Raw genomic sequence first — 25,028 nt, 5'->3', positions numbered from 1 at the left:
CACCGTGGCTGTGGGGGCTTCTTCCTTTTGGCTGGCTTTTGTTCTATCGTTTCCGGGCCCTTGCGGCGCCAACGCCACACCAGCCCGGCCGTTGCCGGACACATGAGGACCAATGCCCAAAACCCCAGCTTCCGAGCAGGATTTCCTGCACCTGATAGACGCCCATTTTCCCACCGCGCATCCGCACATGCGCCTTGGCCGCGGTGACGACTGCGCCATCCTGACCATGGACGGCCCGGAAACCGTCATGACCACGGACCTCTTTCTGGAGGATGTCCACTTCCGGCGCAGTTACTTCAGCGCGGCGGACATCGGCCACAAGGCCCTTGCCGTCAATATTTCCGACATCGCGGGCATGGGCTGCCGCCCCGAGGGCTTCAGCCTCGGCCTCATCATTCCGCACAGTGCGTCCCCCGCCCTTGAGGCTTCCTTTTGGGACGGTCTCTTTTCCGGCATGAGCGCCCTGGCCGAGGAGCACGGCATCCCCCTCACGGGGGGCGACCTGTCCAAAGGCCCCTGCCTCGGCTTTTCCGTGACCATATGGGGCGCCCCCGGTCCCACGGGGCGCATCCTCACGCGCGAGACCTGCGCCCCTGGCGACGCCATCTTCATCAGCGGCGGCATTGGTCTGGCGCGGGCGGGACTGCTGGCCCTTGAGGCCGACCCCGGCGACGCGCCCGCGCGCTACCCTGACGCTGTTGCCGCGCACCTGCGCCCACGCCCGCGCGTCGCCGAGGGACTGGCCCTTGCGGGACTGCCGGGCGTAACCGCACTCATGGACCTTTCCGACGGCCTTGCCCGCGACCTGCCACGCCTGACCGGGCCGCAACGTGGCGCGCGGCTTGCCCTAGCCCCGCAGCACCTGCACCGCGACGTCACGGCCTATTGCCAGCGCGAGGGGCTGTCGCCGGAAGAATTCGCCATCCTCGGCGGCGAAGACTACGCCCTGCTTGGCGCCGTGGCCCCGGAACAGGTCCCGGCCCTGACGCAAGCCGTACCGGACGCCACCATCATCGGTACCGTCACTGAATCCCCGGGCCTCTTCCTTGGGCAAACGCCCTTTGGCCACGCCGGTTTCGACCATTTCTCCACCTCATCCTAAGGAGACGCGCCATGGACACCACGCTTTCCATCATCGGCACCGTTTCGTCCCCGCTCAAGGACCTTTCCTCCTGCCCCAAGCAGTATTCCGAGGGCGCGCCGCAGGCGCAGGTCACCATTGCGCCGGAATACGCCGAAGGCCTGTCCACACTCACTCCGGGACAGGACCTGTTGCTCTTTACATGGCTGCACCAGTCCACACGCCGCGTGCTCAAGGTGCACCCGCGCGGCAACCGCGACATTCCCAAGAAGGGCGTCTTCAACACCCGCTCCCCCGACAGGCCAAACCCCATTGGCCTGCACCACGTCCGGCTGCTGGCCATTGACGGCCTGACCCTCACCGTGGACCGGCTGGAGGTGCTGGACGGCACCCCCATTGTGGACATCAAACCCATTGCCAACGAGACGCCGGGGCGGGAAAACTGGGGCTCCGGCATCACCCCGGCCGTTGGGCACGAACTGCAAGCCATCTGCCGCGCGGGCTGGGAGCGGGGCCTGCTCTCCGGCCTTAACGGCAACGTTTCCGTGCGCATCGGCGGGAGCGTGGTCATCACCCGGTCCGGTTCGGCCAAGGGCTTTCTGCGCCCCGGCGACCTGACCACGCTGGACCTCGACACCGGCAAAGTGACCGGCGCTGGCGCGGCGTCCACCGAAGCGCCAGTGCATCTGGAAATCTACCGCAACCAGCCCGAGGCGCGCGCCGTGGTGCACACGCATCCGCCGCACCTGTTGGCCTACGGCATCGCCACAGGCAACGTGGACACAGGCCTGCCGCTGTTTGAAGCCGGCGTGTATCAGGAGATGCTGACCACCGTCGCCGCCATGCAGCCGGGAACCCCGGAGCTTGGCGTGGCCGTTGGCGACGCCGCGCGCACGCACAAGGCCATCTTCATGACCAACCACGGCCTTGTCACGTGGGGGAGCGACCTCACCCACGCCCTGGCCCTCAATGAGGAAATCGACACCCTCGCCCGCCTTGCCCTGCTGGCTGGCGGCGCGAAATAACGCCCCAAACGCCCACCCACTGCACGCAAAAAGCCCCCGGCGAGCATCTCGCCGGGGGCTTTTTCTTTTTCAACACAGGGGGAGAATGCCGCCGCTAACGCGCGGCCTCGCCCCGGTAGGCGCTCCAGATGAGCCATATGCCCAGCACGCCAAGGGGCAAGGAGAGCAGCATGCCCATGGTCAACCAGTCGCCAAACAGGAAGCCTAGCTGCGCGTCCGGCTCACGGAAAAACTCCACGAAAATGCGCGCGCACGCGTACCCAAGGGCAAACAGCCCGGATACCGCACGGCGCGGACGGGGCCGGGACGAGAACCAAAACAGCACAATAAAGAGCACAACGCCCTCAAGGGCGGCCTCGTAGAGCTGTGAGGGGTGGCGGGGGAACGGTCCGGCCTCGTAACCGGGGAAAATCATTGCCCACGGCACGTCGCTGACGCGGCCCCACAACTCGCCATTGATAAAGTTACCGATGCGCCCGGCGCACAGGCCAATGGGCGCAAAGGGGGCAATGAAGTCCGTGACCTGAAAAAAGGTCTTCCCGGTTCTGCGGGCAAAGATGAACACGCAGGTCAAAACGCCCACCAGCCCGCCATGGAAGGACATCCCGCCCTTCCAGATTTTAAGCATCTCCAGAGGGTTATCGAGGTAGGCGCCAAAGTCGTAGAACAGGATGTACCCAAGGCGCGCGCCAAGGATGACCCCGAGCATGCCCCACGCGATGAGGTCGTCCACCTCTTCGCCGGTCCAGCCGGACCCGGGGCGCGAGGCGCGAAGACGCCCCAGCCCCCACGCGGCGCAAAAGCCCACCAGATACATCAGCCCGTACCAGCGCACGGACAGCGGACCAAGGTGCAGCGCCACAGGGTCGATATGCGGATAGGTGATCATGTACGGCTCCTCAGCCGGGAGAGGACGAAAAGCACCACGCGCCGGTCTCTCCCGAGGGGCCGCCGCGCTGCGTCGCCCCGCGTTAGGACTGCTTGCTCAGCCACACGCCAACGCTCATGCGCTCCTCCTCCCAGTCGGGAGACATGCGCAGCTTCAGGAACTCAAAGTACAGGTGGTCCACAAAGGACAGCCCGCGTTCAATGAGGTACATCTTCTCAAGGAAGATGCCATCCGGGTCGTCGTCATCGTCGCGCTTGGTGTCCACTTTGGGGGTTTTGAAGCCGTTGAAGGCGAAGTCCTCGGCCTTGATGGTGAACTGCCACGCGTCGGAGTCGACCTCCACGCGGAACTGGGCCTTGGTGACCTTTTTGCCCATGGCAAGGCCGAGCTTGGCCTCGCGCATTTCGCTCATCAGGCCGGTGACGGAGGTGGTCTCCTTGGAATCCCCTTCGCCGCCCTGCACGGAGATGCGCTGTTCCATGAACAGGGCAAAGTTTTCGCCGTCCGGCATGGTGAAGATGCCGCCGGTGGCTTCGCTCTTGTACCAGAGCCACGTCAGAAAATCCTGACCAAGGACGATATCCTTGGCCTGTCCGAGATATGCGTCTTCCATATGCTTGTCCTTTGGCTAGGCGAAGTGCTCGGCTTCGATGTCATCCAACGCCTTGGCCCTGTCCTCGCCGAGGAGCTCAACGGCCTTGTAGTACGGCGTCAGCGGTTCCAGATGCAGGTCGAAGGTCAGGGTGAACATGTCCTCGAACAGGCTGCGCAGCTTGGACTGCGTGGACGCGAGGTACACAATGTTGTCCTGAATGTTCCACACCACGTCAAACTGCGCGGGAACCGGCAGCGTACGGGCGCGAAGGCGCAGGGTGACCTGCTCCTTAAGCTCCTTCTTCCTGTCGCGCGAGACAAACTTTTTGCCCTGCTCGCGGATGCGGTCCATCTCCTGATTGAGCGCAATCTGGAAGTGCTTTTTCACCACGGCCGCGCTCATGCGGCGGGTGTCGAGGCGCAGGCCAAAGGTCAGATAATGGCCCTTTTCCGGCGGCGCAGTGGCCCACTGAGTATCGAGCATATCGTCAAAGCACACCCAACCAAAAGACCGCTCGTCGGCGGTATCGTCTATGTCCATAAACGCGTTGCGCTTCAGGCGGTCCGGTATCTCTGCCCACAGAGACTCCGGCACCTCCTCAAGCAGGCGGTATCGCGTAAACGTCGCACTGGCGGATATAAATCCCACTGTGTTCTCCTTATCGCTGTAGGGGCAGCGGCGCATGCCGCCGAACATCAAGGGCACTTGATAACGCCCACCGCCATCGGGGGCAAGGGGTAACCCGCTTCCTCCGGGCTGTTGAAGCGGCGCGCGGCCTCAGGTATGCTCCAGCCCAAGCGTCCAGAACGCTCCATTTTCCGACACCGCAACTGCGCACCACCGGAGGACGCCATGCCCACATACACCGGCATCAATCACCTCGCCATGGCCACGGGCGACATGGACGCCACCATCCGCTTCTGGCGCGACCTGCTTGGCATGCGCCTTGTCGCGGGGCTGGGGCATCCGGGCTACCGGCACTACTTTTTCCAAATTTCCGATGACGACATGATTGCCTTTTTCGAGTGGCCGGAGACCAAGCCCGTCGCCGAAAAGGACCACGGCTACCCCGTCAAGGGCCCTTTTATCTTCGATCATGTCTCCTTTGGCGTGGCAACCATGGAGGACCTGTGGGAGGTCAAGGACAAGCTGGACGCCATGGGCTGCATGCCTTCGGAGGTTGTGGACCACGGGTTCATCAAGTCCGTGTACTGCTTCGACCCCAACGGCATCCCCATTGAATTCTCCCTGCCCGTTGCGGATGCAGACCCGCGTACGCACCCCGCCCTTGCGGATTCGCGGCCCTCGGATGTGGCGCTGGAAGGCCCGGAGCCGCAGCCCGGGCACTGGCCGCGCCCCGTGCCCACCCCGCAGGACCAACGCGCCGAATACCCCGGCGAGGGGCAAGAATTGCAGGAGCCGCACCGCAACAAGTGGCGGAAGTAGGCCGCCTCCGGGCGCCGGAACGCTCCGGCTCTGGCGCCTTGGCCGCTTCTCACCCCGGCCGCGCCGCTGGCGTTTGCGCCATACCACAGCGGCACACCGTGGCGCGTTTCGGCCGTGGGCAATCACCTTTCGAGCCTGCGAAAAAGCACGGGGGCGGCATCGCACGTCTTGCGTAAGGACGCCATGAGGATGGCGCTCTGTCGTGCATACATCATCTTGACTTTTTTGCATGGCTTCCTGATTCTTGATGAATAAGAGAACCAGTGTGACAGCATCCCAAAGGATCTCACATGACTCCAGACATCATTATCGTCAGCTCCATTCTCGTCATTGCCATCGTTTTGCTGGTCACCGAAAAGCTCCCGGTCGACCTGACCGGTCTGGGCCTTGTGGTCGTATTGATGGTGGCCGGTCAACTCACCCCGGTTCAGGCCGTATCGGGCTTTGCCAATCCGGCTCCCCTTGCGGTGGGGGCGCTCTTTGTGGTCAGCCGTGGGCTGGTCCGCACAGGCGCTCTGAACTTCATCACCAGAACCACCATCAAATTTACAGCAGGCAGCCGCAAGCGGCTTCTTCTTGTCAGCTTGTTGCTGGTGGGCACCTTATCGGCCTTCCTCAACAACACCCCTGTGGTCATCCTGTTTATGTCCATCATCATGGCCGCGTGCAGCCGGTTCGGGTTCGCGCCGTCCAAACTGCTTATCCCCCTGTCCTACATCTCCATTCTGGCGGGCACCTGTACCCTCATCGGCACCTCGACCAACATTTTGGTGAGTGATACGGCGTTCAGCTTGGGGGCCAGTCCCATCGGCATGTTTGAGCTTTCGGTACTGGGCGTGCCCATTGCCATTTGCGGCGCGGTGTTCATGTATTTTTTTGCGGACGTCCTCCTCCCGGAGCACGCCTTTCCCTTCTCGCACGAAAACTCGGCGGCAGACCTGTATTTGTCGGAGCTTACGGTCTATCCGAACAGTAGCCTTGTGGGCATCAACCCAGCGCAGGGCATGCCCCAAAAATATGAATCCCTCACAATATACGAGGTGTTCCGCGGGGAAGAAATCTACGACGTCAATACCGACAACGTCGTGCTGCAGGCCGACGACCGCATTCTGGCAAAAGGTTCAGCCGACGACCTGACAGCCATCCTGAACAGCGAGGATGCCGGCAACCCCGGTTTCGCGTGCCCCCACCTCAGCGACACCCAGCTCGTGGAGCTGCTTGTCCCGTCAGGCTCCGACGCGCGCGGCGTTACGCTGGACGATCTCTTTCTGGCCGACGATCAGGAAAACTGCATCATCGGCTTGCTGCGGCGCCACTCCCATTACTCCTGGACAAAGGCTCACTCCATGAAACTGCGGGTGGGCGACGTTATTTTGGTCCAACTCAAACCCCACGCATTGGACCGCATCCGCAAGGAAGAAAACTTCATCGTCCTCAACGACAACGTGGTCAAAGACATTGTCAACCGCCGCCGGGCGCCCCTTGCCATTGGCATCTTTGTGTTGATGATTGCCGCCGTGGTCTCGGGGCTGGCCAACATCCTCACCGGCGCGTTTGCCGGAGCCTTCGCCATGATCCTGACAGGCTGCCTGAGCCTTAAAGAGGCCTACAGGGCGGTGGACGTTAAAATCCTTATGCTCATCATCGGCACAATCGCCCTAGGGCTGGCCATGCAGACCTCCGGTGCGGACATGGTGTACGCCAAGGCCTTTCTCGGGCTGTTCGGCGGGGCAAGCCCGCAGGTGATTCTGGCCGGATTCATTGTGCTGACCAGTCTTCTTTCCCACTTTCTGTCCAACAACTCCACGGCTGTCCTTCTCGTTCCGGTAGGCATCGCCACGGCGGCCTCCCTCGGGGTGGACGCCCGGCCATTCATCATCGGCATCGCCTTTGGCGCTTCGGCCTGTTTCGCCACACCCATCGGCTATCAAACCAACCTCATCGTCTACGGTCCCGGCGGATACACCTTCCTGGACTTTCTCCGGCTCGGCCTGCCCATGGTCATCATCTCCTGCGGCGGGGCCGCCTTGTTTATTCCCACGTTTTGGCCCTTCTAGCCCCACGGACGCTACAGCGCGGCTCGTGCGCGGATTCGCGGGCCCAACAGTGGCGAGAAACGGCGCGGCCGAGGGCGGCGAGACGGGACACCATCAGCCCTCGGGGGCCACAAGGCTCTGGTACAGGCGCATGTACTTTTCGGTCATCACGTCCACGCCGTAGCACAGGAGCACGCGCTCGCGCGCCACGGCTCCGCGGCGCTGGCGATCCTGCCGGGGCATGTCGCGCATGGCGCGGATGGCGCGGGCCAGATCCTCCGGCGCACCGGGGGCCACCACCAGCCCCGTTTCCGCCACAATCTCCGCCGCATCGCCAACATCGGTCACCACACAGGGCACGCCGCAGGCCATGGCCTCGCCCACGGCATTGGGAAAACTCTCGGTGTGCGAGGCCGTCACGGCCACATCCAGCGCCGTATAGAAGCCCGGCATATCCTCCTGCCGCCCCACAAGGCGCACCATGGCCGATGCACCTGCGCTGTCCAGCAGGGCCACAAGCTCCGCGTTCGACGCCTCCATGCCCTCACCGCACAGCACGCACACCACGCCGGATTCCGGCCCAAGGCGGCCCAGCGCCTGCGCAAGGACGTCGTGCCCCTTCATGGGGTCAAAGCGGGCGGCCATGCCGATGACGAACGCCTCCGGCCCAATACCCCACGCCTCGCGCCGACGGCGCGCGCCCGGTGCGAGGCCGCCGTCCTGCGCATGCTCCACATGGCCCTCCGGAGCTTGCTTTAAGGAAGACTCCAGGGACGGATTGATAAATTGGTTTTGGGGCAGGTCTGAGGACTGTTGTGGCAGATGCTCCGGGGAATGCTCTGACGAATGGCTGGGGGGAGAGGTTGGGGGCGACTCGGGGCGGAAGACCTCGCCGTCAAAACCGTTGGGGATGACCTCCACCCGGCGCGGGTGGTAGCCCAGCTTGTGCGTGTGGTACCACGCGGCGCGGCCGGAGTTGGTCACCACAGCGGCGGGGCGGCCGGACAGCCGTGCGCAGGCCGCCACGGTCCACGCCGTGGTCCGGGCGTAGCGCGACAGGTCCATGTCCGCGCAGCGGATGTTCCACACCACCTGCCCCCGGCGCGCAAGCCCTGCGGCCACAAGGCCCAGCAGGTCCGCGTGGTAGAGCCACGTCTGCACCACGTCCGGATTCTCGCGCCGCAGCAGCCGGACAAGCCGCCACAGCGCGGCGGGGGACGGCGCACCGCGCCGCAGATGCAGGCTGGCAACGGGAACGCCCGCCGCCTCAAGGGGCGCGGCAAGGGGACCGGGCGGCAGCAGACTCACCACCTGCTGCACCACCCCGCGCCGCGCAAGGCGCGGGGCCAGACGCGCAAGGCTGGTCTCTGCCCCGCCAACGCCGAGCCCGGTGATGATATGCACAACCTTCACAGCGCCTCCTGCCAGAAAAAACGCGCCGCCCCGGTCCTGCCGGTGCGGCGCGCTGTTTAGTCGTCGTGTGTCGTGGTGGAATCCTCGGGCTTCGGCCCGATGAATTCCTTTTCCATCAGCACGTCCCGGTACTCCTCGCCGTAGATGCGCAGCATCACCATGGCAAAGGAGAGAATGAGCGGCCCGTACAGGAGGCCGGGCGGGCCAAAGGCCTGAAGCCCGCCAATAACGGAAAGGAAAATATAAATCAGCGGCATCCCCGACGCACCGCGCATAAAGTACGGCCGCAGGAACGTATCAATGCTGGTCACCAACAACCCGCACCACAGCATCAGAAACACCGCGGCCTTCCACTTGCCCACAATGAGCAGGTATCCCGAGGCCGGCACCCACACAAGGCCCGTGCCCAGCACCGGAATAAGCGAGGAAAAGCCCATCATCGTGCCCCAAAACAGCGCGGGGATGTCCACGGCCGCCAGACCAACGCCGCCGGCCAAACCCTGCAGCATCGCCACCAGCAGGCCCCCCACAAGCACGGAGCGCGACACGCGGCGCAGGCTGTAGATGATAGAGTCCTCCTGCTCCTCACGCAGAGGAGAGAGATACTTCACCGTGGCGACAATGCGCCGTCCATCGCGCAACAAAAAGAACAGGATGAACAGCATGATGAAAAAGTCCAGCAGCACGCTGAACGCATCCGTCAGCAGGCCCGTGCCCAGTTGGATGGACGTTTCGCCCACCTGCCGCGAAAAGCGCAGCAGACCGGACTGGATGTCGATGTCCTCCAGATGGATGTAGGGGAGCTTGTCGCTCAGCCACGCGCTCACGGCGTCAAAGCGGCTTTGCCCCAGCAGCGCGTCAAAGTCCGTATGCCGTATCCAGTCGGTCACGGCGGCAATGGACTGCGCGCCCTGAGTGGCCAGCCCCGTCAGAAAAAAGAACGCGGGGATGAACACGCACACCGTCACCAACAAGACCACAATACCAGCGGCGACATTCTCGTGCCCGCCAAGGCGGCTGGAGATGCGGGTGAACATGGGCGTACAAATGGCCGCCAACACGCCGGAAAAAATGATGGGATGAAGAAATGGGCTAAATACCCTGTACGCCAGATACAGGGCGAAAAGGATGAGGGTGAACAGGAACAGCGAATAGTAGCGGCTGCCCCGAGGCGCGGGCCATGAAATCCCGGGCCGAGAGTCCTGCGTCATATCGTCCTCCGGCGGAAGTGGTCTCCGCCATGGGCCGCCCCATGCGGAGCGGTTCCAGCTTGATTGTATGATGACGGAAAAGCCGCGCGCTGAAAAGGCGCAGGCGGTCACAACCCGTCCGGGCCTTCTTGCGCAAGCGGCGCAGACAACTGTCCGCGCCGCGAAAAAGCACCGTGGGGCGGGGCAACGCGGTCAATCCGCGCGCCGCCGCAAGCGCTTATCCCTTTTGGGATGCCTGCTTTTCCAAAAATTGACGTACCACAGCGGCCACGGCTTCGCCAGCCTTGCCGGTGCCGAAGACGCCGCCGGACGGCTCAATGACGGCATCGCGCACAGCCTCGTAGGCTTCGGGGATGGTGTCGGGGTCGGCCCCGGCCACCACATTGGCGCCGCAGTCCACCAGCTCCGTCCATTCGGTTTCATCGCGCAGGGTTACGCAGGGCTTGCCGAAGAAGTAGGCCTCCTTTTGCAGGCCGCCGGAGTCCGTGCACACGGCGCGGGCATTTTTCACCAACTGGAGCATATCCATGTAGCCCTGCGGCTCAATCACGGTCATGCCAGCCATTGGGATGGGCCAGCGCCCGGTAATGGCGGAGTTGATGGCATTGCCCGTGCGCGGATGCAGGGGCAGCACCACAGGCACCCGGCGCGCAATCTCCGCAAGGCCGCGGAAAATAAAGGACAGCCTGCGGCCAACGCCCGTATTCTCGGCCCGGTGCACCGTTGCCAGCACGTATTCGCCCGGCTTCAGGGCCAGCCTGTCCAGCGTGCGGCCCTGCTCCTCGGCCTGTGCGCCGTAGCGGGTCGCCGCGTCAAACATCACGTCGCCAACGTTCACCACCAGCGGCGCGCCGCCGCCAAGGGGCAGGTCCGCCACATCGCCTGCCTGCACCAGCGCGCCGTCCGCCGCCACATTGTCCTTGCCCTCGCGGCGCAGGTTCGCCACGGCGGTGGGCGTGGTGGCGAAGAGCACATCGGCCAGATGGTCCGTGAGCACGCGGTTGTGCTCCTCGGGCATGGCGCGGTTAAAGGAACGCAGCCCCGCCTCCACATGCATAACCGGAATGCCCAGCTTGGCGGCGGCAAGGGCCCCCGCCAGAGTGGAATTCGTATCGCCCGGAACAATGACGGCGTCCGGCCGCTGGTCCATCAGGTCCGCCTCAATGCCCGCCAGCATGGCGGCGGTCTGCTCGCCATGGCTGCCGGAGCCTGCGCCAAGGTTCACCTGCGGCTCGGACAGGCCCAATTCCTTAAAAAATATGGACGACATCAGGTCATCGTAGTGCTGACCGGTGTGCAGAAGCCGGACCTCGATTCCGGCGGCCACAAGGGCGCGCTCCAAAACAGCGGCCTTGACGAACTGGGGCCGGGCTCCGACCACAAGGGTGACACGCATGGGCTGAGACTCCATAAATAACGGTGGTTGGCGGTTATCATGCCGCCCGGCACGCCGGGCCGGGCAGGTGTATAATGGATGCACGGGCCTACGGTTTCGCGTACAGTCTTGTCAAGAACACGCCCGGTCCATCGTGGGCTGGGAAATTGACAAGCGCGGGGCGTTGGCGCTACACGCCCAAGGCAAACCACCGCGCAAGGAGGATTGCCATGCGGGAAAAGATTGAAGCGGCGCTGGAACAAGTCCGGCCCGCACTCCAAGCCGACGGCGGCGACGTGGAACTCGTCGAAGTCACCGACGACGGCATCGTCAAGGTCCGCCTTCAGGGCGCCTGCAAGGGCTGTCCCATGTCCCAGATGACCCTCAAGCACGGCATCGAACGGTTCATCCTCAAGGAAGTCCCCGAAATCAAGGGCGTTGAGGCTGTTTAACAGGCCCGCCCCATTCGCCGTTCCCGCCCCGCGCCGCCTCCGTGACGGCTGCGGGGCATTTGTCGTATAGCATTATTTCTCACGGCGCTCCACGGACGCCGCCCAATATATTCGCATTTCAGGAGAAACCAATGAGCGCAATGGTTACACGTTTTCCCCCGAGTCCTACGGGATTTCTGCACATCGGCGGCGCCCGCACCGCCCTGTTCAACTGGCTGCTCGCCCGTGCCAACGGCGGGCACTTTGTCCTGCGCATTGAGGATACCGACAAGGCCCGCTCCACCGAGGAGATGACCCAGGCCATCCTCGACGGCATGACGTGGCTCGGTCTGGATTGGGACGAAGGCCCCTACTTCCAGAGCCAGCGCACGGAGCGCTACAACGAGGCCATTGAACAGCTCATCGCTTCCGGCCGCGCCTACTACTGCGAATGCTCCACCGAAGAGGTGGACGCCATGCGCGAAAAGGCCCGTCAGGAAGGCCGCAAGCCCAAGTACGACGGCTCGTGCCGCGCCAAGAACCTCGCCCCCGGCGAAGGCCGCGTGGTGCGCTTCAAGGCGCCCTCCGGCACCTGCGCGTGGAAGGATATGGTCAAGGGTGACATGGCTATGGAGTACGAGGAAATGGTGGACGACTTCATCATTCGCCGCGCCGACGGCTCCCCCATGTACAACCTTGCCGTGGTCGTTGACGACGCCGACATGGGCATGACCCACATTCTGCGCGGCGAGGACCACCTGTCCAACACGCCCAAGCAGATTGCCCTGTACGAGGCGCTGGGCTTTACCGTGCCGCGCTTTGGCCACGTGCCCATGATCTTCGGCAACGACAAGAAGAAGCTCTCCAAGCGCCACGGCGCCATGAGCGTCATGGAATACGAAAAGATGGGCTTTCTGCCCGAGGCCGTGCGCAACTATCTGGTGCGCCTCGGCTGGGGCCACGGCGACGACGAATTCTTCACCATGGACGAACTGCTCAAGGTCTTCTCCACCGACGGCCTGAACAGCTCCCCCGCCATGTTCGACGTGAAGAAGCTGGAAAGCGTCAACGCCCACTACATCAAGGAAGCGGACGTAGAGCGTCTGGTGGGCCTTCTGGACCGCCACCTCAAGGACCTCGGCATCACGGCAAGCCACGACACGCTGGCCCAAATCGTGCCCCTGTACCAGCCGCGCGCCGTCACCATGGCCGACATGGCCGAACAGTGCGCCTTCTTCCTCGTGGATGACGACACGCTGGAGTACGACGAAAAGGCCGTGAAAAAGCACCTGAAGCCCGCCGCGCGCGAGCTGCTGGCCGAAGTCCGCGCCATGCTGGCCGACCTGCCCGAATTCACCGAAGAGGCTCTCGACGCCGCCCTGAATGGCTTCGTGGAGCAGAAGGAAATCAAGTTCGGCAAAATCGCCCAGCCCATCCGCGTGGCCGTCACCGGCCGCACCTTCAGCCCGGGCCTGCACGAAACCCTCTTCGTGCTCGGCAAGGACAAGACGCTGGCCCGCATGGACCGCGCCCTGGCCCTGTAGCCCCTCCCCCGCCTTTCAGCACACAAAAACCCGCCCCCGCAGGACACGTCCTGCGGGGGCGGGTTCGTTTCCCGGCTTTCATAACGCGGCTGAAACCAGACGCCGCAGTTCAGACGCCCTGCCCAGCATAGCGCTGGGCCGATCCATCCATTATCGCCAAAAATTTGGCGCAGTTGAAACGATACGCCTTTTCCTCTATGTGCGATGTGCCCGGTTCTATAAACCAGAGGAAAAGCACAATGAGTACAGACCAGCGACAGGGCGTCCAAATCAGCGCCTTCATCAAAGAGAAATACGGCATCGAATTTCCCTACTTCCCCTACTACCCCGACCCCATCCACACCAAATCCATCGAATTGAACCCCGGCATCTGCGACTGCTGTGGCAAACACAGCGACTATCGGCACAGCGGCGTTATATACTCCGCAATTGCACCAGATGGGGTTCAGTTTTGCCCATGGTGCATCGCTGACGGCTCCGCGGCGCAAAAGTATAAAGGCACCTTCAATTCCTGCGGGACCGACATCCCCGAGGACGTGCCACCCGAGGTTCTTCGCCACGTTGAGGAACGGACACCCCACTTGGAAACATGGCAGGACAACGACTGGCTCTACCATTGCGCGGATGCATGTGAATGCTACGGCGATGCCACACGTGAGGACCTGCTCGCCTTTAACGGCGAAGACCTCGAAACATTCCTCAAAACCTACTGCATGAGCCACGAAGACTGGGCAGGATATGTTTCCGTCTACCAACCGGTCATGGATCCTGCTGTCTATAAGTTCAAGTGCCGCAAATGCGGAAAACTCTTGTACTACATGGATTTCACGTAACGATTGCCCAGCACACAAAACCCGCCCCCGCAGGACACGTCCTGCGGGGGCGGGTTCGTTGGCGCTGCGGCCTGCGTGGTGCGGCGCTGGCATGGGCGCGCGGTGGCCCAATTGAATGCTCCGGCGCGCCGGAGCGTTGGCGGGCCTTTCCGGTCTGCACCAAAACAAAAAGCCCCGGCACACTGCCGGGGCTTTTCCGCAAAATTCCTGTGCGCGGCACGCACCAGGCAATCCGCGCTACTTCACGGGCTTGGTCACTTTGCCGGAACGGATGCAACGGGTGCACACGTTGGCGCGCTTGACTTCGCCGCTGTCGAGCTGGACACGGACTTTCTGCAGGTTGGGATTGAAGCGACGCTTGGTCTTGTTGTGCGCGTGGCTCACATTGTTTCCAACCTGGGGCTTCTTGCCGCAGACTTCACAAAACTGACTCATGGGAGACCTCCTCAAAATCCACTATTTCTCGGCGGTTAGCGCAGATAATTCGCACCGCCCAAGTGATCTTACTCGATTTCTACCGCAGGAGCGAGTACGATTCACTCACACGGAATTTGCCCCTTTATCCCTTCCCGTGGCAAAATGCAAGCGCTTTAGCCTTGACAACGTGAAATATTCACATATAGAGAATGCCCCTTGTGAGGAATACATGAGCAAGTTTATGATCAATACAGTCGACATCCCGGCCGAGGGCCGGGAATTTACTTTCACGGACCCTACACTGTGGTCCGGGCAATGGGAAGCCTGCGGCATGAAGGTTGCCGTGGTGGAGCCTTTGGAAGGTCGGCTGCGGGTTCTCCCGCAAGGTCCCAAGTCCTGTGTCATTCAGGGCAGCGTTACCGGCCGGGTATCCATCCCGTGCGACCGCTGCATGGAGCAAGCCGTGGTGGACGTGGAGCAGGATTTCGACATCTATGAAGAAATCGGCGACACGGACGAAACGGACGAACCCCGCATGCGCGAGGAGGGCGGCATCGTTGTCCTTGACGCGGGGGCCATCCTCTGGGAACAATTCGTGCTTGCCCTTCCGGTCAAGCCCCTGTGCTCGCCCGAGTGCCAAGGTCTGTGCCCCCAGTGCGGCATAAACCTCAACACCGGCGAGTGCACCTGCGAAAGCGAAAGCGGCGACCCCCGCATGGCTGCCCTGCGCGGCCTGAAGGTCCCGGACCGGAACAAGCAATAATACACGGATGTCACCGCCCCCTTCAGGGCGGCGAACATACATCACACAAAACGAGGTAGACGAAAATGGCAGTCCCCAAAAAGAAAACGTCCAAGTCCAAGCGCGGCATGCGTCGCTCTCACGACAAGGTTTCCGTTCCTAACGTAATTTACTGCGAGTGCGGTGAGCCGGCTCTGCCCCACCGTGCATGCAACAAGTGCGGCGCCTACAAAGGCAAGCAGATGCTCTTTAAGGATGAAGCCTAACATCAAGCCGCGCATCGCCGTTGACGCCATGGGCGGCGACAACGGACCCAGCATCGTCGTCCCCGGCGCTGTCCGGGCCGCGAGGGAACATGACCTTGCCGTCATCCTCGTTGGCGACGAGTCGACCATCAGCAATGAGCTGTACCGACTCGATACCTCCGGACTGGACGTTACCGTCGTCCACGCCGGGGACGTCGCTGAGATGCATGAAAAGCCCTCCGAAATCCTCCGACGCAAGAAGGACACCTCCATTCAGGTGGCCTGCCGCCTCGTCAAGGATGGCGAAGCCGATGGCGTAGTCAGTGCCGGACATTCCGGCGCCACCTCCGCCTGCGGCATGTTTGTCATTGGGCGTGTGCGGGGCGTGAAGCGTCCGGCCTTCGCCAGCGTCCTTCCCACCGTCAAAAAGCCCATGGTCCTGCTGGACGTTGGGGCAAATGTGGACTCCAAACCGCTGCACCTGTTCCAGTTTGGCATCATGGGCGAAGTCTTCGCCCGCGACGTGCTGGGCTACGGCAAGCCGCGGGTGGGCCTGATGTCCATTGGCGAGGAGGAAGGCAAAGGCAACACGCAGGTCAAAGAGACCTACGACATGCTCAAGGCCACTTCCATGGCCTTTCAGGGCAATGTGGAAGGACGCGACGTCTTCACCGGCGACGTGGACGTCGTGGTTTGCGACGGCTTCGTCGGCAATGTTGCGCTGAAGCTTTCGGAAGGGCTTGCCATAAGCCTTGGCAAAGTCCTCAAACGCGAACTGCTCGGCAGCTGGCTGGGCCGCCTTGGCGCCTTTTTGGCCAAGGGCCGCCTGCGCCGCTTCGCCAAGTTCGTGGACTACGCCGAATATGGCGGTGCCCCCATCCTTGGGCTCAACGGCATCGTCATCGTCTGCCACGGCGCCTCCAACGAAAAGGCCATCACCAATGCGGTAAAGATGGCCGGCCAGTTCGTCTCCAGCGGCGCCAACGACCATATCAAGGAAGAATTGCAGTCCAATAGCGACTTTGGCGCCTGCGCCTAGCATCCCCCTTCCTCGCAGCACCCGGCCATGGCCCGGTATTGCGGCGATCACGCGGCACACTCAACGATTGATAGAGCAATGACCACCAAAGCATATATCCACGGACTCGGCTTCCACGTCCCCGAAAAGGTTCTAACCAACGCGGACATGGAACACATCGTCGATACATCCGACGAATGGATCACTTCGCGCACCGGCATCCGGCAGCGCCACGTCGTTGCCGAAGGCGAGTGCGCATCCGACCTTGCCGCCGAGGCTTCGCGCACGGCGCTGGCCAAGGCCGGCGTTGCCGCCGAAGACCTCACCCACGTTATCTGCGCCTCCTGCACCCCCGACGCCTACTGCCCCAGCGCGGCCACCCAACTGGAGCACAAAATTGGCGCGGCAGGCTGCATGGCCTTTGACGTCAACGCGGCCTGCTCCGGCTTTCTGTACGCCCTGCAAACCTCCCGCGCCATGCTGGCCCTCGACCCCGAGGCCAAGGTGCTTGCCTGCGCCGCCGAGGTCATGACCTCGCGCGTCAACTGGCAGGACCGCACCACCTGTGTGCTGTTCGGCGACGGTGCGGGCGCGGCGGTCATCACTGCCGACAAGGGCGACGACGGCGTCGAACTTGTGGACGCACTGCTTGAGTCCGACGGCCAGTATGGTGACCTGCTCACCATCTCCGGCGGCGGCTCCAGCAACCCGTACACCCTCGGCCACACGGTGGATGACAGCCATTTCATCCGCATGCAGGGCCGCGAAGTGTTCAAGGTTGCCGTGCGCAGCATGACGGACGTCTGCCAGCGCCTCTTGGCCCAGAATGACCTCACCACCGACGACGTGGACCTGCTTGTGCCCCACCAGGCCAACAGCCGCATCATCGAAGCCGTGGGCAAAAAGCTGGGCATCGAGCGCGAGCGCGTGTACTTCAACGTCCAAAACTACGGCAATACGTCCGCAGCCAGTGTGGGCATCGCCCTTGCCGAAGCCGTGGACAACGGCGATATCACCCCAGGGCAAACCGTGCTCGTCACCACCTTTGGCGGCGGTTTTACTTGGGCGGCATTCCTGTTGCGGTTCTAGGCCGCACTTTTTTTCCTACAAAAGAGTGCGTACGCAATTCGGAAGCCAACCCCCTTGAATCGCGGGGCTTTCTTCGAGAGCCTCAAGGTTGAAGTCCAGACGGAATTGAGCTACATACTCAGGTTCGGTTCCCAACCCGGAACAAGAGGAAGATTGAAAGCATGAGCGATCTCATAAAAACAGCGCTCGTCACCGGCGGCTCGCGCGGAATTGGCAAGGCCTGCGCCTTGCGTCTGGCCCGCGAAGGCTATCAGGTGTACCTGACGTACGTCAGCCGTCCTGAAGAAGCCGAAGCCGTCGTCAGCGAGATCAAGGCGGGCGGCTCCTCCGCCCGGGCGTTCCAGCTCGACAGCTCCGACCGCGACGCCGTGGCCGCGTTCTTTAAAGAGAACATCAAAGGCCAGGTGGACCTTGCGGCGCTGGTGAACAACGCCGGTCTCACCCGCGACGGTCTGCTCATCCGCATGAAGGATGCGGACTGGGACCGCGTGCTGGACGTCAATCTCACCGGTGCATTCACCTGCCTGCGCGAAGCGGCCAAAATCATGGTCCGCCAGCGCTCTGGCCGTATCGTCAACATGGCTTCCGTGGTAGGCCTTGCCGGTAATGCCGGGCAGGCCAACTATGTGGCGTCCAAGGCGGGCCTCATTGGCCTGACCAAAACCGCCGCACAGGAGCTGGCCCCCCGCGGTGTGACGGTCAACGCCGTCGCCCCCGGTTTTGTCACCACGGATATGACGGCCGACCTTCCCGAACAGGTCCTCGAATCCTTCAAGACGCAGATTCCCATGCAGCGTCCCGGCTCCGCCGAGGACATCGCTGGCGCTGTCGCCTTCCTGGTGTCGGACGATGCGTCTTACATCACGGGTCAGGTTCTGTCCGTGAACGGCGGAATGCACATGTAGTTGGCTGATACACAGCTACCCCAAACACGAACTCACTGCCCATCGGGCAAACAAACTCATTGGAGGGCAATATGTCCGTTGAAGCAAAGATCAAAGAAATCATCGTTGACCAGCTGGGCGTTTCCGCCGACGAAGTAAAGAACGAAGCTTCCTTCGTGGAAGACCTGGGCGCCGACTCCCTCGACCTCACCGAGCTCATCATGGCCATGGAAGAGGAATTCGGCACCGAGATCGACGACGACGAAGCCCAGAAGCTCGTCAAGGTGCAGGACGCCATCGACTACATCTCCAAGCATCAGTAGGCCCTGCCCTGCTGCTTCCGATATCGACACCGAAGCGTCTTGCGGCTCCTTGTGGGCCTCAAGGCGCTTTGGCTTTTCCCACAAGCGCGCCATCGGCGCATCCCCGACCGATATGAGGCGAGGAGCAATGAAAAGAAAAAGAGTTGTCGTAACTGGCCTGTCGGCCATTACTCCCATCGGCAACGACGTCCACTCCAGCTGGGAGAACCTCGTGGCCGGCGTGTCGGGCATCTGCCCCGTCACCCAGTTTGACGCCACGGACTACGCCACGCGCATCGCTGGCGAAGTGAAGGGATTCGATCCCAAAGAGTTCATGCCCGCGAAGCAGGCGCGCCGGATGGAGCGGTTCACGCAGTTTGCCGTGGCTGCTTCCCAGCAGCTGCTGCAGGACGCCGATTGGAGCATCCCCGAGGACGAGGCCCACAGGGTTGGCGTCAATCTCGGCTGTGGCCTTGGCGGTCTGCACACCATCGAGACCACTCATGAAAAGTTGCTGAAGGGCGGCCCCCGCAAGGTTTCCCCCTTCTTCATCCCCATTGTCATCGCCAACATGGCTCCGGGCATGGTGTCCATCGAAGTCGGCGCAAAGGGCCCCAACCTTGCGTCCACTTCCGCATGCGCCTCCGGCACGCACGGCATCGGCTACGCCTTCAGCGAAATTCTGCTGGGCCGCGCGGACGCCATGATCTGCGGCGGCGTGGAATCCACCATCACCCGTTTGGGCTTTGGCGGCTTCTGCTCCCTCAAGGCGCTGAGCACCCGCAACGACGAGCCGGAAAAAGCCTCCCGTCCCTTCGACGCGGACCGCGACGGCTTTGTCATGGGTGAGGGCTGCGGCATGCTGCTGCTGGAAGACTACGACCACGCCAAGGCGCGTGGCGCCAAGATCTACGCCGAAATCGTCGGCTTTGGCGCCTCCGGCGATGCCTTCCACATGACCGCCCCGGAAGAGGACGGCTCCGGCATGGCCATCGCCATGCGGGCCGCGCTGGACGACGCAGGGATCGCCCCCGAGGACGTGGACCACATCAACGCCCACGGCACCTCCACGCACTTGAACGACCTGTGCGAAACCCGCGCCATCAAGCAGACCTTTGGCGAGCACGCCAAAAACATCGCCATCTCCGCCAACAAGTCCATGATCGGCCACCTGCTGGGTGCCGCTGGCGGCGTTGAGGGCGTGTTCTCGGTGCTGGCCCTGCATCACGGCGTGGTGCCCGGCACCACCAACCTCGAGAACCCCGGTGAAGAGTGCGATCTGGACTACACCGCCAACGGCTCCGTGGAGCGGCAGTGCGAATACGCCATGTCCAACTCCTTCGGCTTCGGCGGCACCAACGCCAGCATCATCTTCAAGAAGTTCACCGATTAATATGGCGCTGGCCGGGCGGCACCTGCCCCCGGCCCGCCACACCACCATAAACCGGAAGGGTCGTCCCAATGGAAGAACTGCTGCTTCAGGACCGGGAAATCGCCAAGGCGCTTAACCTGGAAATCGATCGTCAGACCAGCAAGCTGGAACTCATCGCCTCCGAGAACTTCACCTCCCCGGCAGTCCGACAGGCCATGGGCAGCGTCCTCACGCACAAGTACGCTGAGGGCTACCCCGGCAAGCGCTACTACGGCGGCTGCGAATTCGTCGACATGGTCGAAGACCTCGCCCGCGACCGCGCCAAGGAAATCTTTGGGGCGGAATATGCCAACGTGCAGCCGCACTCCGGCTCTCAGGCCAACATGGCGGCCTATTTCGGTTTTCTCGAACCCGGCGACACCATCATGGGCATGGACCTCTCCCACGGCGGTCACCTGACCCACGGTTCCCCGGTCAGCTTCTCCGGCAAGCTGTACAAGGTCGTCTCCTACGGCGTGGACAAGGAAACCGGCACCATCAATTATGACGAGGTGGAGCGCATCGCCCGCGAAAACTCCCCCAAGCTCATCATCGCCGGTGCCAGCGCCTACCCCCGCGTCATCGACTTTGCCCGCTTCCGCGCCATTGCCGATGCCGTCGGTGCCAAGCTCATGGTGGACATGGCCCACATTGCCGGTCCCATTGCCGCCGGTCTGCACCCCTCGCCCATCGGCCATGCGCACATCACCACCACGACCACGCACAAGACCCTGCGCGGTCCCCGTGGCGGCATGATCCTCTCCACCGAGGAGTACGGCAAAAAGCTCAACTCCCAGATTTTCCCCGGCATTCAGGGCGGCCCGCTAATGCACGTCATCGCGGCCAAGGCTGTGGCCTTTGCCGAAGCCCTGAAGCCCGGCTTCAAGGACTATCAGGCCCAGACGCTGAAAAACTGCGCCGCCCTCGGCACCACGCTGATGGACGCCGGGTACGACCTTGTCTCCGGCGGCACGGACAACCACCTCATCCTCGTGGACCTCACCAGCAAGGACATCACCGGCAAGGACGCGGAAATCGCGCTGGACAAGGCAGGCATCACCTGCAACAAGAACACCGTCCCGTTCGAGACCCGCTCTCCCTTCGTGACCTCCGGCATCCGTCTGGGCACCCCCGCCTTGACCACCCGAGGCATGAAGGAAGCCGACATCGCCAAGGTGGGCGGCTGGATTGTGGACGTTCTGCAGAACATTGAGAACGACACGCGCCTTGACGAAATCCGCAAGGACGTGGAGACCTTCTCCCGCCAGTTCCCGCTTTACGCGTGGTAACACCGACGGCATTCCGGGCGGGAGCCAGTCTCCCGCCCTCTTGAATTTGACCCGACACCACTGCCGCCCTGCGGCACGCGTGGGCGACTGACGCCCAATTTGAAAACTCGACTCGGCGGCACACCGCCGCCATCCGGATGCGCGCATGGAAAACCGAATCCCCTGGCCCGAATATTTCATGGGAATAACCTACATGGTTGCCGAACGCTCCACCTGCACCCGCCGCAAAGTCGGCGCCATTGCCGTGCGGGACAAGCGCATCCTTGCCACCGGATACAACGGTGCGCCCGCAAACATCTCCCATTGTCTCGACGTGGGCTGCCTGCGCGAGGAACTCGGCGTTCCCTCCGGCCAGCGCCACGAAATCTGCCGCGGCCTGCATGCGGAGCAGAACGTTATCGTCCAGGCCGCCATCCACGGCGTCAGCATCGCCGGTGCGGACATTTACTGCACCACCCAGCCCTGCCTCATTTGCGCCAAAATGCTCATCAACTGCGGCGTAAAGACCATCTTCTTTGCCGAAGGCTACCCGGACGAACTGTCCGAAAATATGTTTGCCGAAGCGGGGGTGCGCCTTGAGCGTCTCGACTATCACCGCTAAAGACGCGGCGCGCTTTATGCGCCGCGCCATCGCCTGCGCCAAGCGCGGGCGGCGGCACACCGCCCCCAACCCCACCGTCGGCGCCGTGCTGGTTCAAGACGGCCGCATTGTGGCCGAGGGCTGGCACCGGAAATTCGGCGGCCTGCATGCCGAGCGCGAGTGCCTTGCCGACGCCCGCGCCAAGGGCGTGGACCCGGCCCAGTGCGCCATGTTCGTCACGCTGGAGCCGTGCACCCATCACGGCAAAACCCCGCCCTGCTCCGACGCCATCCTTGAGGCGGGTATCCGCACGCTGTTTGTTGGCGCGCTGGACCCCAACCCCATCGCCAAGGGCGGCGCCGCCCTGCTGCGCGAGCACGGCCTTGACGTGCACACCGGCATTGAAACCCGCGCCTGCGAGGACCTTATCGCAGACTTCCGCACCTGGCAGACCACGCTCCGCCCCTACGTCATCCTCAAGATGGCCGCCACCATCGACGGTAAAATCGCAACCCGCACCGGGCACTCCCAGTGGGTGAGCGGCCCGGAGTCGCGCCGCGCCGTGCATGAGCTGCGCTCGCGCGTGGACGCCGTCATCGTGGGCGGCGGCACCTTCCGCGAGGACAACCCGGGCCTCGACGTGCGCCTGGACGACGCCCCGGAGGGACTGCGCCAGCCGCTGGCCGTGGTTGTGACGCGAACCCTGCCCGCTGACCCAGAAAAATTTTCCCTCACCACACGGCGCGCATCCGAGACGATTTTCTGGACCACCGAGGCCGCCGCAGCGTCCAGCGCCGCCGACGACCTGCGCGCAAGGGGCGCTCGCGTCTGGGGATTGCCCACGGACGACAGCGGCATCAACGTGGACGCCGGGCTCGTCCGCCTGCGCAGCGAAGCCCGCTGTTTGCGGGTGCTGTGCGAAGGCGGCGGAGGTTTGGCCTTGAGTTTCCTCGCGTCTGACCGTATTGACGAGTTCCGCCTCTTCCTCGCGCCCAAGATTCTGGGCGACGCAGAGGCGCGGCACCTGTTCACCGGCCGCAGCCCGCAGACCATGGATGAAGCCATCACCCTGCGCACGGCCGAATCCCGCCCTTGCGGCGCGGACACGCTCATTATTTACCGTCGGGAGGCGGACTGACATGTTTACCGGACTTGTCCAGACCACTGGAACCATCCGCTCCATCGAAGCGCGGGGCGGCGAATCGCGCCTTCGCGTTGAGATTCCCGCCGACTCGCTGCCCAACTTGGTCCTTGGCGAAAGCATTGCCGTCAACGGCGCATGCCTCACCGTGGAGACCTTTGGGCAGAACTGGTTTACGGCTTACGCTTCCGCCGAAACCCTCTCTCGCACCAATCTCGGCGAGCTGACCACAGGCAGCATCGCCAATCTCGAACGCGCCCTCGCCCTCGGCGACCGGCTGGGCGGCCATCTCGTCAGCGGGCATGTGGATTGCCTTGCCAGCGTGTCAGCCGTCACCCCCGCAGGCCAGTCGCGCATCTACCGCCTCTCCTTCCCTTCGGAACATGGCGTCTACGTTATCGAAAAAGGCTCCGTGACCCTCGACGGCATCAGCCTGACGGTGAATGCCTGCGGCGCGGACTGGCTGGAAGTGAACATCATTCCTGAAACCCAGCGCGCCACAACCATTGCCAAATGGAAATCCGGCTATAGTGTCAACATGGAAACGGACTTGATAGGCAAGTACGTGCGTCGTATGGTCGCCCCCTGGACCGGCGATGACACGCCCCCGGATTCCGCTGACGGGGGCATCACAGAGGAATTCCTCCGCATGAACGGCTTTTAGCGACACCACCCACGGTGCCGCATGGCGTCCATGTGTGCCCGTCTGCCGAGACGCCACGGCGTCCCGCGATATATTCCAAAGAGGTAGGAACCATGCCCATTTGCACGGCTGAAGAAGCCATTGAAGAAATCCGAAAAGGCAAAATGATCATCCTCGTCGACGACGAGGACCGCGAGAATGAAGGCGACCTGACCATCGCCGCCGAATTTGCCACGCCCGAAGTCATCAACTTCATGGCCACCCATGGCCGTGGTCTCATCTGCCTGTCCATGGCCGAAGAGATGGTGGACCGTCTGGACCTGCCCATGATGACCCAGAAAAACGAGTCCGGCTTTGAGACGCCCTTCACGGTGTCCATCGAAGCCCGCCAAGGCGTGACCACCGGCATCTCCGCATATGACCGCTCCACCACCATCCTGACGGCCATCCGCGACGACGTCACCCCCGGCGACATCGTCACCCCCGGCCACGTCTTCCCCCTGCGCGCCAACCCCGGTGGGGTGCTGGTGCGTGCCGGACAGACCGAAGGCAGTGTGGACCTCGCCCGCCTTGCCGGCCTTAAGCCCGCTGGCGTGATTTGCGAAATCATGCGCGAGGACGGCAACATGGCCCGCATGCCCGACCTCAAGGAATTCGCCAAAAAACACGACCTCAAAATCGCCACCATCCGCGACCTCATCGAATACCGCATGAAGTTCGGCAACCTTGCCGTAGACCGCGTGGCCGAGGCCAAAATGCCCACCTGCTTCGGCGGGGAATTCCGCGCCGTGGCCTTCTACTCCGAAGTGGACAAGAAGGAGCATCTGGCACTGGTGAAGGGCGACATCGAACCCGGCGAGCCCGTGCTTGTGCGCGTGCACTCCGAATGCCTCACCGGCGATACCCTCGGCTCCATGCGCTGCGACTGCGGCGGCCAGCTCCAAACGGCGATGAATATGATCGCCGAAGAGGGCAAGGGCGTGCTGCTGTACATGCGTCAGGAGGGCCGCGGTATCGGCCTGTGCAATAAAATCAAAGCCTACGCCCTGCAGGACGAAGGCTATGACACCGTCGAAGCCAACCAGAAGCTGGGCTTTAAGCCCGACCTTCGGGACTACGGCATCGGCGCGCAGATTCTGGTAAGCCTTGGCGTGACCAAGATGAAGCTCATGACCAACAACCCCAAAAAGATCGTGGGCCTTGAAGGCTACGGGCTTGAGGTTGTGGACCGTGTGCCCATCGAGATGAAGTCCTGCCAGTGGAACTACCACTATCTGGAGACCAAAAAGCAGAAGATGGGGCACATGCTCCATCTCGACGACGAGGAATAACGGCCGGTGGCCCCCCAGCGGGGCCACCCTCCATCATATTTTCCATTTCGCAAGGAG

General features: G+C 62.9%; 26 protein-coding genes. 19 read left to right on the top strand and 7 right to left on the bottom strand.

Annotated elements, in window-relative coordinates:
* The first annotated feature begins 112 nt into the window (after positions 1 to 112).
* Positions 113 to 1,102, top strand: a complete 990-nt coding sequence (gene thiL / locus ACI3L3_RS13935) for a thiamine-phosphate kinase (protein ID WP_404845749.1) — start codon at positions 113 to 115, stop codon at positions 1,100 to 1,102.
* Between the two features lie 11 nt (positions 1,103 to 1,113).
* Positions 1,114 to 2,106: a tRNA (N6-threonylcarbamoyladenosine(37)-N6)-methyltransferase TrmO gene (gene tsaA / locus ACI3L3_RS13930; RefSeq protein ID WP_404845748.1), complete on the top strand. Its 993-nt coding sequence runs from the start codon at positions 1,114 to 1,116 to the stop codon at positions 2,104 to 2,106.
* Positions 2,107 to 2,200: 94 nt separating this feature from the next.
* On the opposite strand, the gene lgt is transcribed toward tsaA, so the two are convergent.
* From lgt to rdgC, 3 genes are all read right to left on the bottom strand, one after another.
* Complete coding sequence (gene lgt / locus ACI3L3_RS13925) at positions 2,201 to 2,995, bottom strand: prolipoprotein diacylglyceryl transferase (protein WP_404845747.1); 795 nt, start codon at positions 2,993 to 2,995, stop codon at positions 2,201 to 2,203.
* An 82-nt stretch (positions 2,996 to 3,077) separates the two neighbouring features.
* Complete coding sequence (locus ACI3L3_RS13920) at positions 3,078 to 3,608, bottom strand: hypothetical protein (RefSeq protein ID WP_404845746.1); 531 nt, start codon at positions 3,606 to 3,608, stop codon at positions 3,078 to 3,080.
* Positions 3,609 to 3,623: 15 nt separating this feature from the next.
* Complete coding sequence (rdgC, locus tag ACI3L3_RS13915) at positions 3,624 to 4,238, bottom strand: recombination-associated protein RdgC (RefSeq protein ID WP_404845745.1); 615 nt, start codon at positions 4,236 to 4,238, stop codon at positions 3,624 to 3,626.
* Between the two features lie 204 nt (positions 4,239 to 4,442).
* Here rdgC and ACI3L3_RS13910 point away from each other — a divergent pair, with 204 nt between their 5' ends.
* The gene (locus tag ACI3L3_RS13910; RefSeq protein WP_404845744.1) at positions 4,443 to 5,036 is read left to right on the top strand and encodes a VOC family protein; all 594 of its coding nucleotides are present in this window, start codon (positions 4,443 to 4,445) and stop codon (positions 5,034 to 5,036) included.
* Positions 5,037 to 5,326: 290 nt separating this feature from the next.
* Positions 5,327 to 7,093, top strand: coding sequence for an SLC13 family permease (locus ACI3L3_RS13905; protein WP_404845743.1), 1,767 nt, complete (start codon positions 5,327 to 5,329; stop codon positions 7,091 to 7,093).
* Between the two features lie 93 nt (positions 7,094 to 7,186).
* On the opposite strand, the gene ACI3L3_RS13900 is transcribed toward ACI3L3_RS13905, so the two are convergent.
* The 3 genes from ACI3L3_RS13900 to ACI3L3_RS13890 all read right to left on the bottom strand — a co-directional run bounded on the left by ACI3L3_RS13900 (position 7,187) and on the right by ACI3L3_RS13890 (position 11,092).
* Positions 7,187 to 8,485: a glycosyltransferase gene (locus ACI3L3_RS13900; protein ID WP_404845742.1), complete on the bottom strand. Its 1,299-nt coding sequence runs from the start codon at positions 8,483 to 8,485 to the stop codon at positions 7,187 to 7,189.
* A 56-nt stretch (positions 8,486 to 8,541) separates the two neighbouring features.
* Entirely contained in the window at positions 8,542 to 9,696 is a 1,155-nt protein-coding gene (locus tag ACI3L3_RS13895) for an AI-2E family transporter (RefSeq protein ID WP_404845741.1), read from the bottom strand.
* A gap of 217 nt (positions 9,697 to 9,913) precedes the next feature.
* On the bottom strand, positions 9,914 to 11,092 hold the full coding sequence (locus tag ACI3L3_RS13890) for a UDP-N-acetyl glucosamine 2-epimerase (RefSeq protein ID WP_404845740.1): 1,179 nt from the start codon (positions 11,090 to 11,092) through the stop codon (positions 9,914 to 9,916).
* A gap of 209 nt (positions 11,093 to 11,301) precedes the next feature.
* On the opposite strand from ACI3L3_RS13890, the gene ACI3L3_RS13885 reads away from it, so the two are divergent.
* The 3 genes from ACI3L3_RS13885 (at position 11,302) to ACI3L3_RS13875 (ending at position 13,879) form a co-directional block, all read left to right on the top strand.
* Positions 11,302 to 11,523: a NifU family protein gene (locus ACI3L3_RS13885; protein ID WP_404845739.1), complete on the top strand. Its 222-nt coding sequence runs from the start codon at positions 11,302 to 11,304 to the stop codon at positions 11,521 to 11,523.
* Between the two features lie 131 nt (positions 11,524 to 11,654).
* Entirely contained in the window at positions 11,655 to 13,046 is a 1,392-nt protein-coding gene (gene gltX / locus ACI3L3_RS13880) for a glutamate--tRNA ligase (protein WP_404845738.1), read from the top strand.
* A 239-nt stretch (positions 13,047 to 13,285) separates the two neighbouring features.
* Positions 13,286 to 13,879, top strand: a complete 594-nt coding sequence (locus ACI3L3_RS13875) for a CbrC family protein (RefSeq protein ID WP_404845737.1) — start codon at positions 13,286 to 13,288, stop codon at positions 13,877 to 13,879.
* A 237-nt stretch (positions 13,880 to 14,116) separates the two neighbouring features.
* On the opposite strand, the gene rpmB is transcribed toward ACI3L3_RS13875, so the two are convergent.
* Entirely contained in the window at positions 14,117 to 14,314 is a 198-nt protein-coding gene (gene rpmB, locus ACI3L3_RS13870; RefSeq protein ID WP_404845736.1) for a 50S ribosomal protein L28, read from the bottom strand.
* Positions 14,315 to 14,537: 223 nt separating this feature from the next.
* On the opposite strand from rpmB, the gene ACI3L3_RS13865 reads away from it, so the two are divergent.
* The 12 genes from ACI3L3_RS13865 (at position 14,538) to ACI3L3_RS13810 (ending at position 24,971) form a co-directional block, all read left to right on the top strand.
* Positions 14,538 to 15,059 carry a YceD family protein gene (locus ACI3L3_RS13865; RefSeq protein ID WP_404845735.1) on the top strand — a complete coding sequence of 174 codons (522 nt, stop codon included), beginning with the start codon at positions 14,538 to 14,540 and terminating at the stop codon, positions 15,057 to 15,059.
* Positions 15,060 to 15,124: 65 nt separating this feature from the next.
* Entirely contained in the window at positions 15,125 to 15,304 is a 180-nt protein-coding gene (gene rpmF / locus ACI3L3_RS13860) for a 50S ribosomal protein L32 (protein WP_404845734.1), read from the top strand.
* On the top strand, positions 15,294 to 16,322 hold the full coding sequence (gene plsX, locus ACI3L3_RS13855) for a phosphate acyltransferase PlsX (protein ID WP_404845733.1): 1,029 nt from the start codon (positions 15,294 to 15,296) through the stop codon (positions 16,320 to 16,322). The genes rpmF and plsX overlap by 11 nt, the downstream gene beginning before the upstream one ends.
* 78 nt (positions 16,323 to 16,400) lie before the next feature.
* Positions 16,401 to 17,390, top strand: a complete 990-nt coding sequence (locus tag ACI3L3_RS13850; RefSeq protein WP_404845732.1) for a beta-ketoacyl-ACP synthase III — start codon at positions 16,401 to 16,403, stop codon at positions 17,388 to 17,390.
* A gap of 161 nt (positions 17,391 to 17,551) precedes the next feature.
* Complete coding sequence (gene fabG / locus ACI3L3_RS13845) at positions 17,552 to 18,295, top strand: 3-oxoacyl-[acyl-carrier-protein] reductase (protein WP_404845731.1); 744 nt, start codon at positions 17,552 to 17,554, stop codon at positions 18,293 to 18,295.
* A 71-nt stretch (positions 18,296 to 18,366) separates the two neighbouring features.
* A complete protein-coding gene (acpP, locus tag ACI3L3_RS13840; protein ID WP_404845730.1) occupies positions 18,367 to 18,597 on the top strand; it encodes an acyl carrier protein in 231 nt (76 codons plus the stop codon).
* A gap of 127 nt (positions 18,598 to 18,724) precedes the next feature.
* A complete protein-coding gene (gene fabF, locus ACI3L3_RS13835; RefSeq protein ID WP_404845729.1) occupies positions 18,725 to 19,969 on the top strand; it encodes a beta-ketoacyl-ACP synthase II in 1,245 nt (414 codons plus the stop codon).
* A 68-nt stretch (positions 19,970 to 20,037) separates the two neighbouring features.
* Positions 20,038 to 21,276, top strand: a complete 1,239-nt coding sequence (gene glyA / locus ACI3L3_RS13830; RefSeq protein ID WP_404845728.1) for a serine hydroxymethyltransferase — start codon at positions 20,038 to 20,040, stop codon at positions 21,274 to 21,276.
* A gap of 145 nt (positions 21,277 to 21,421) precedes the next feature.
* Positions 21,422 to 21,877, top strand: coding sequence for a deoxycytidylate deaminase (locus ACI3L3_RS13825; RefSeq protein WP_404845727.1), 456 nt, complete (start codon positions 21,422 to 21,424; stop codon positions 21,875 to 21,877).
* 16 nt (positions 21,878 to 21,893) lie between these two features.
* Positions 21,894 to 22,994, top strand: coding sequence for a bifunctional diaminohydroxyphosphoribosylaminopyrimidine deaminase/5-amino-6-(5-phosphoribosylamino)uracil reductase RibD (gene ribD, locus ACI3L3_RS13820; protein WP_404845826.1), 1,101 nt, complete (start codon positions 21,894 to 21,896; stop codon positions 22,992 to 22,994).
* A gap of 1 nt (position 22,995) precedes the next feature.
* Positions 22,996 to 23,661 (top strand): riboflavin synthase, encoded by a 666-nt coding sequence (locus tag ACI3L3_RS13815; RefSeq protein WP_404845726.1) that lies wholly within the window; start codon positions 22,996 to 22,998, stop codon positions 23,659 to 23,661.
* 92 nt (positions 23,662 to 23,753) lie between these two features.
* The gene (locus ACI3L3_RS13810; protein WP_404845725.1) at positions 23,754 to 24,971 is read left to right on the top strand and encodes a bifunctional 3,4-dihydroxy-2-butanone-4-phosphate synthase/GTP cyclohydrolase II; all 1,218 of its coding nucleotides are present in this window, start codon (positions 23,754 to 23,756) and stop codon (positions 24,969 to 24,971) included.
* Positions 24,972 to 25,028: the final 57 nt, after the last annotated feature.

The organism is Desulfobaculum sp. SPO524, from assembly GCF_044987625.1.
Classification (GTDB): Bacteria; Desulfobacterota; Desulfovibrionia; order Desulfovibrionales; family Desulfovibrionaceae; genus Desulfobaculum.
Note: the sequence above shows the minus strand (reverse complement) of the source record. Positions and strands in the feature narration are given on the sequence as shown.